The sequence below is a fragment of the Roseateles sp. P5_E11 genome, from assembly GCF_054049355.1.
Genome location: NZ_JBFUMO010000416.1, coordinates 1 through 5,293 on the forward strand (window position 1 = coordinate 1; position 5,293 = coordinate 5,293).

General features: G+C 67.6%; 5 protein-coding genes. 1 reads left to right on the forward strand and 4 read right to left on the reverse strand.

What is annotated here, in order from left to right; genetic code table 11:
* The 4 genes from ACXJKR_RS23450 to ACXJKR_RS23465 all read right to left on the reverse strand — a co-directional run.
* Positions 1 to 1,160, reverse strand: a 1,160-nt coding sequence (locus tag ACXJKR_RS23450) for an amidohydrolase (RefSeq protein ID WP_457324859.1), incomplete at its 3' end; no start/stop codon positions are given.
* 48 nt (positions 1,161 to 1,208) lie between these two features.
* The gene (locus ACXJKR_RS23455) at positions 1,209 to 2,138 is read right to left on the reverse strand and encodes a glucosamine inositolphosphorylceramide transferase family protein (RefSeq protein ID WP_056199157.1); all 930 of its coding nucleotides are present in this window, start codon (positions 2,136 to 2,138) and stop codon (positions 1,209 to 1,211) included.
* Entirely contained in the window at positions 2,138 to 3,229 is a 1,092-nt protein-coding gene (locus tag ACXJKR_RS23460; protein ID WP_457324860.1) for a glycosyltransferase, read from the reverse strand. Before ACXJKR_RS23460 ends, ACXJKR_RS23455 begins: the two co-directional genes overlap by 1 nt.
* A gap of 344 nt (positions 3,230 to 3,573) precedes the next feature.
* Positions 3,574 to 3,972 carry a DUF4148 domain-containing protein gene (locus ACXJKR_RS23465; RefSeq protein WP_056199163.1) on the reverse strand — a complete coding sequence of 133 codons (399 nt, stop codon included), beginning with the start codon at positions 3,970 to 3,972 and terminating at the stop codon, positions 3,574 to 3,576.
* 151 nt (positions 3,973 to 4,123) lie between these two features.
* Here ACXJKR_RS23465 and ACXJKR_RS23470 point away from each other — a divergent pair.
* Positions 4,124 to 5,293: flagellar basal body P-ring protein FlgI (locus ACXJKR_RS23470; RefSeq protein ID WP_457324861.1), on the forward strand; the 1,170-nt coding region annotated here is incomplete at its 3' end.

Below are 5,293 nucleotides of genomic sequence, written 5' to 3' on the forward strand. Positions count from 1 at the left end.
GCCTTGGTCGGCTCGATCTCCGGCGGCGTCACGCCGACAAAGAAGAAGAGGCCAGGGATCAGGCGCTGGAAGAAGGAGAAGTCCTCCGCCCCCGTCGCCTTGGGCACGACCTCGATACCCATGGGCCTCGGACCGGTGCTGGCCACACGGGTCAGCGTCGGCACCATCTGCTCGGTCAGCACCGGGTCATTGCGCGTGACCGGGTAGTTGCGCGTGATGCAGACCTTGCAGCTGGCGCGCGAAGCGGCCGAGATGCCCTCGGCCAACTGGGTCACGCGCTCATGGATGGCCTCGCGCATGCCCTCGTCGAAGCTGCGGATCGTGCCGCGCATCTCGACGGAGTCCGGGATGATGTTCTCGCGCACGCCGCCCTTGATCGCGCCGATGGTCACGACCGCCGGCTCGCGGTTCAGGTCGAGCGTGCGGCTGACGATGGTCTGCAGGCCCAGCACGATCTGCGCCGACGTGACGATGGGATCGATGCCCAGCCAGGGCGCGGCGCCATGGGTCTGCTTGCCCTGCACGGTGATCTTGAGCTTGTCGCTGCTCGCCATCGTCGGCCCCGGGCGGTAGCCGATCACGCCAGCCTGCTGGCGCGAGGTGACATGCAGGCCGAAGATGGCGCTGGGCGTCGGGCTCTCCAGCACGCCTTCCTTGATCATCAGCGCCGCCCCGCCCTCCTCGCCTTCGGGGGGCATCTCCTCGGCCGGCTGGAAGATGAATTTGATCGTGCCGGGAAGGTCGGCGCGCAGACTGGCCAGGATGCTGGCCACGCCCATCAGGATGGCGACGTGGCAGTCATGCCCGCAGGCATGCATGACGCCGACCTCCTCACCGTTCCATACCGCGCGAGCCTTGGATGCGAACGGCAGCTCCACTTCTTCGGTGACCGGCAGGCCATCCATGTCGGCCCGCAGCGCGACAACACCACCGGCCAGGCCGCCCTTGAGCAGCCCGACGACACCCGTGTGGGCGACGCCCGTCTTGACCTCGTCAAAGCCCAGGCTGCGCAGATGCTCGGCGACGACGGACGCGGTGCGGAATTCGCGATTGCCGAGCTCGGGGTGCTGGTGCAGGTCACGCCGCCAGGCGATGACCTGGGGCTCCAGGGCCGCCGTCAGCGCGGCGATGCGCTCGCTAAAAGGAGGCTGGGGGCTCATRAAGAGCCATGGTAGACCTGTGCGGCCCGGGTGTGTGCGGGCGGCGTCTCAGCGATCCAACAGGCGCCCTATCCGTGTAAAGCGACGTTTCAAATCCAACCACTGCTTGCCGCGCGAGCGGTCGATGCGCTTCACGTCGATGAGCGTGTAACCGCCGCAGCCCGTCAGTGTGTGCAGGCCGGCCTGGTGGCTGTCGCTGACCAGATCGCCGGTCAGCCGCTCCAGGCTCGCCTCGATCTCGACCTGCCCGGGCGTCAGGCGTGGAAAACGCAGCAGGCGCGTCGCGCCGCCATAGCCGGTCGAACTGTCCTGCACCGGAAGCGTCAGCACGCCGTCACGGCCGATGAAGGGCCGGCCCGCCGGGCGGGCGCCTTCGCGGTTCACGCGCACCGGGTTGGCGGCCAGTGGCACCCAGGGCCCGAACAATGCCGGCGCATGGGCCATGTGCAGTTCACGCTGGTCGCGCGCTCCCGGCCCGACCAGGGTGTAGAACATCCACCAGTGTCCCTCATGCTCGATGATGGACGCATCCGCCCCGGGCAGGCCGCCCAGCAAGGCGCATTCGCGTTCCCAGTGATTGAGGGACCTGTCGCAGGCGCGGTAGAGGGCGATCTCACCGGCCTGGTAGCTCTCCGGCACCATCCAGGTTTCGCCGTCGTGCTCGAAGACCTGGGGATAGGACAGGTGGAAGGGCCGGTCCAGCACCGTCGACTGGCGGCGCCAGGCCAGGTCGGGGAGGCCGAACTCGTGGCGCTCGATGGTGGCACGCTTGACGCGGTAGTCGAAGGCCTCGACGAACACGTGCAGGGCGTCTCCACGTACCAGGCCGAAAGGGTCGGCCAGGTAACGCCAGCGGCCGGCATCGGGCAACCATGTGATGCGCTCCCGCGCGGCGCTCAGCCGGCGGGCATCGATGTCTTCAATGGGAACAGGGACGATGCCGACCTGCCAGAAGTCGGTGCGCGGCCGCTTGAACATCAAATGTGCCAGGCGGCGTGAGCTTCATCCTCAGCGTCGAAGCCCCTGGCCCGGGCAGCCCGATGGAGCATCACGTCGCGATAAAAGCCCAGCGTGCGGGCAACCGCATTGGTGCGATCGTAGGCCGCCGTCGCGTAACGCACGCTGCGCTCCTGAGGAAGCAGGCTGCGCAGCCGGACCAGTTCCTCGGCCATCGCATGGCCCAGAGCGTGGGCATCACCCACCGGCACCAACCGGGCGGGCTGCCCGGCCAGCATCTCCCGTGGGCCCTGGGTGGCGCTGGACAGCACGGCGCACCCGGCGCGCATGGCCTCCAGGATGGCGAGCGGAAAAGCCTCCTCACGCGACGGTGACACGAAGAGATCGAAGGATTTCAACGCCTGATCAACATCGCTGCGAAAACCCAGCAGGCGCACACGCGAGTCGCCCGCAGCCAGTTCCTTCAGCGCGGCCTCGTCCGGCCCTTCGCCCAGGATGGCCAGCACGGCATCGGCCGGTGCATGAGCCCTGAAGCCGGCGATCAGCAGATCCATGCCCTTGCTGCGGTGCAGGCGGCCCACGCTGCCGACCAGCAGCTGGCCGGGTGCCAGACCGAGCTCGGCGCGCAGATCGGTGTGACGGGCGGCGGCCGCGGCGTCGCGCTCCGGCGCCCAGTTGTAGATGACGCTGGCCAGCGCTTCACGCTCAGGCAGGCTCTCGTACTGGGCGCGATTCACGCAGATGAGGCCGTCCATGCGTGCATGGTGATGAGCCTTGTAGCCGACGTGCAGGGTGCCGACGCGGGTCGAAGGCCGGGCGTGCGCGACGGCCTTGCAGGCCGGGCCGAGGTGGCCATGGCAGACATCGGCCGCCAGCCGGCGCGCCAGGTTGGCCACTCGCCAGCCGCGCAGCAGCGGCAGTTTCAGCCCGTGGAAGCGCACCGCGGGAGCCAACGCAGCGGCAACAACGGAATTGGCCGTGCCAATGACGTGGACACGATGGCCCAGCGCGGCCTGGGCATTGGCGAGGTCGATGCAATGCCGCTCACCGCCCGCGATGCGGGATGAAAACACGACATGAACCAGGGTCAACGGTTCGAAGGGCGGGGGCATGGCAGGTCTTGCAACTGAATGCAGCTCGAATCGGCAAGCAAAACTTTACCGATATACACATTCAGAAACCTGTCACCGCCCCTCCGCAAACAGGTGCCGCTAAGCTCCYAATTGCTCTCAAACGTCCGCAATTGGCGGGAATGCGGGAAAACGTTTAGCAGTCCCGGGGAGCCGGCGGAGACATCGCGGCCTCGGTCTATCTACGGCGGGCCGGAAGTCGGGATTGACAGGATCTCACGCACGCAGGTCCAAGGGCTTAGCCGGACCTTGCAGACGGCAACGGAAAATGCCCGACCAAGCGGTCGGGCATCCATGTCCGGATTGCCCCGACAGGGCTGCAGGGCTCAGCGCATCTTGCTGACCCACTCGTTGCGCTGCTCGTCGTAGCGATACATCATCAAAAAGCGCAGCGTCTCCATGTTGACCTGCTCGCGCGTCAGCGTGCTCATGTCGCGCGGCGCCTTGATCGGCACCCAGCTGCCGACGGTGTCGTCGTAGACATTCATGCGCAGGAACTGGTCGCGCATCGCCAGAACCTCGGCACGCGACATGACACCCTTGGGCGGCTCCATGCCGGACTTCAGCACCCACATGCCGGTGAGTTCGTCCCAGCGCATCAGGGCCAGGAAGGTGTCGCGCTCCATCTTGACCTGTTCGCGGGTCAGGCCCTGGGCCTGACTGGGGGCAGAAAAGGCAGCAAGCGAGGTGGCCAGCACGAGGGTCAGCAGGGAAAGGCGTGTCATGTCAGTCTCCAAAAGGGACGGTGGAAGAGAGGTTGCTGTGCTGACTGGGCGCCTCAGTGCTCACAGGTGGTGAGTGGTCGGGCGAAGGTCGCCGGCCTTACAGCCTCGGCGGGGTGTGAAAAATACCCGCGGCTCATGGCGGCCACGACCAATGGTTCAGAAAAGCGGGGCTGACCGCGCCCTTTTCGTCGGCTTCGCGGGCTCAAGGATCCGCAGAATCGGTCGAGTGAAGTACCTGCAAGCCCTCCTCCTCAGCCTGGCCGTCGTGCTGGCGCCCGTTGCCCCTGCCCATGCCGCGCGCATCAAGGAGGTCGCCTCGGTCGCCGGCGTGCGTTCCAACCCTTTGACCGGCTACGGTTTGATCGTTGGTCTGGACGGCACGGGCGACCAGACGACGCAGGCGCCCTTCACCGGCCAGAGCCTGACGGCGATGCTGCAGCAGTTCGGCGTGCTGCTGCCCCAGGGCGTCACGATGCAGCCGCGCAATATCGCCGCCGTCATGGTGACGGCCTCGCTGCCGCCGTTTGCCCAGCCCGGCCAGCAGCTGGACATCAACGTCTCTTCCATCGGCAATGCCAAGAGCCTGCGCGGCGGCACGCTGATCGCCACGCCCCTGCGCGGCGCCGATGGCCAGATCTACGCGATCGCCCAGGGCAACCTCGTGGTCGGCGGCGCTGGCGCTTCTGCCGGCGGCTCCAAGGTGCAGATCAACCACCTCAGCGCCGGCCGCATTCCCGCAGGCGCCCTCGTCGAGCGCTCGGTGCCCACGCCCCTGTCCCAGGGCGACAGCATCCAGCTCGACCTGAACAGCAGCGACTACGCCACCGCGCGCGCCGTCGCCCAGGCCATTAACAAGGCCAAGGGCGCCGGCATCGCCCAGGCGCTGGACGGCCGCGTCGTGCGCGTGAAGGCGCCGTCCACGCCCGACGAACGCGTCGGCTTCCTGGCCGACGTCGAGAACCTCTCCATCGACATGGCGACGCCCGCGGCCCGCATCGTCATCAATGCGCGCACCGGCTCCATCGTCATGAACCAGGCCGTCACGCTGTCTTCCTGCGCCGTCGCGCACGGCAGCCTGTCGGTGACCATCAGCTCCACGCCCATCATCAGCCAGCCCAACGCACTGTCCGGCGGACAGACGACGGTGGCCGAGAAGGCCGACATCTCCATCCGCCAGGAGCCCGGCAGCCTCATCCAGCTGGCCGCCGGCGCGCGCCTGGCGGACGTGGTCAAGGCCCTGAACTCCCTCGGCGCGACACCTCAGGATCTGCTCGCCATCCTGCAGGCCATGAAGAGTGCGGGCGCCCTCAACGCCGAGCTC

What these genes read in the sequence shown, in the direction of transcription:
- ACXJKR_RS23465 (WP_056199163.1), bottom strand. Translation starts at nt 3,972, where the DNA reads ATGACACGCCTTTCCCTGCTGACCCTCGTGCTGGCCACCTCGCTTGCT.
- ACXJKR_RS23455 (WP_056199157.1), bottom strand. Translation starts at nt 2,138, where the DNA reads ATGTTCAAGCGGCCGCGCACCGACTTCTGGCAGGTCGGCATCGTCCCT.
- ACXJKR_RS23460 (WP_457324860.1), bottom strand. Translation starts at nt 3,229, where the DNA reads ATGCCCCCGCCCTTCGAACCGTTGACCCTGGTTCATGTCGTGTTTTCA.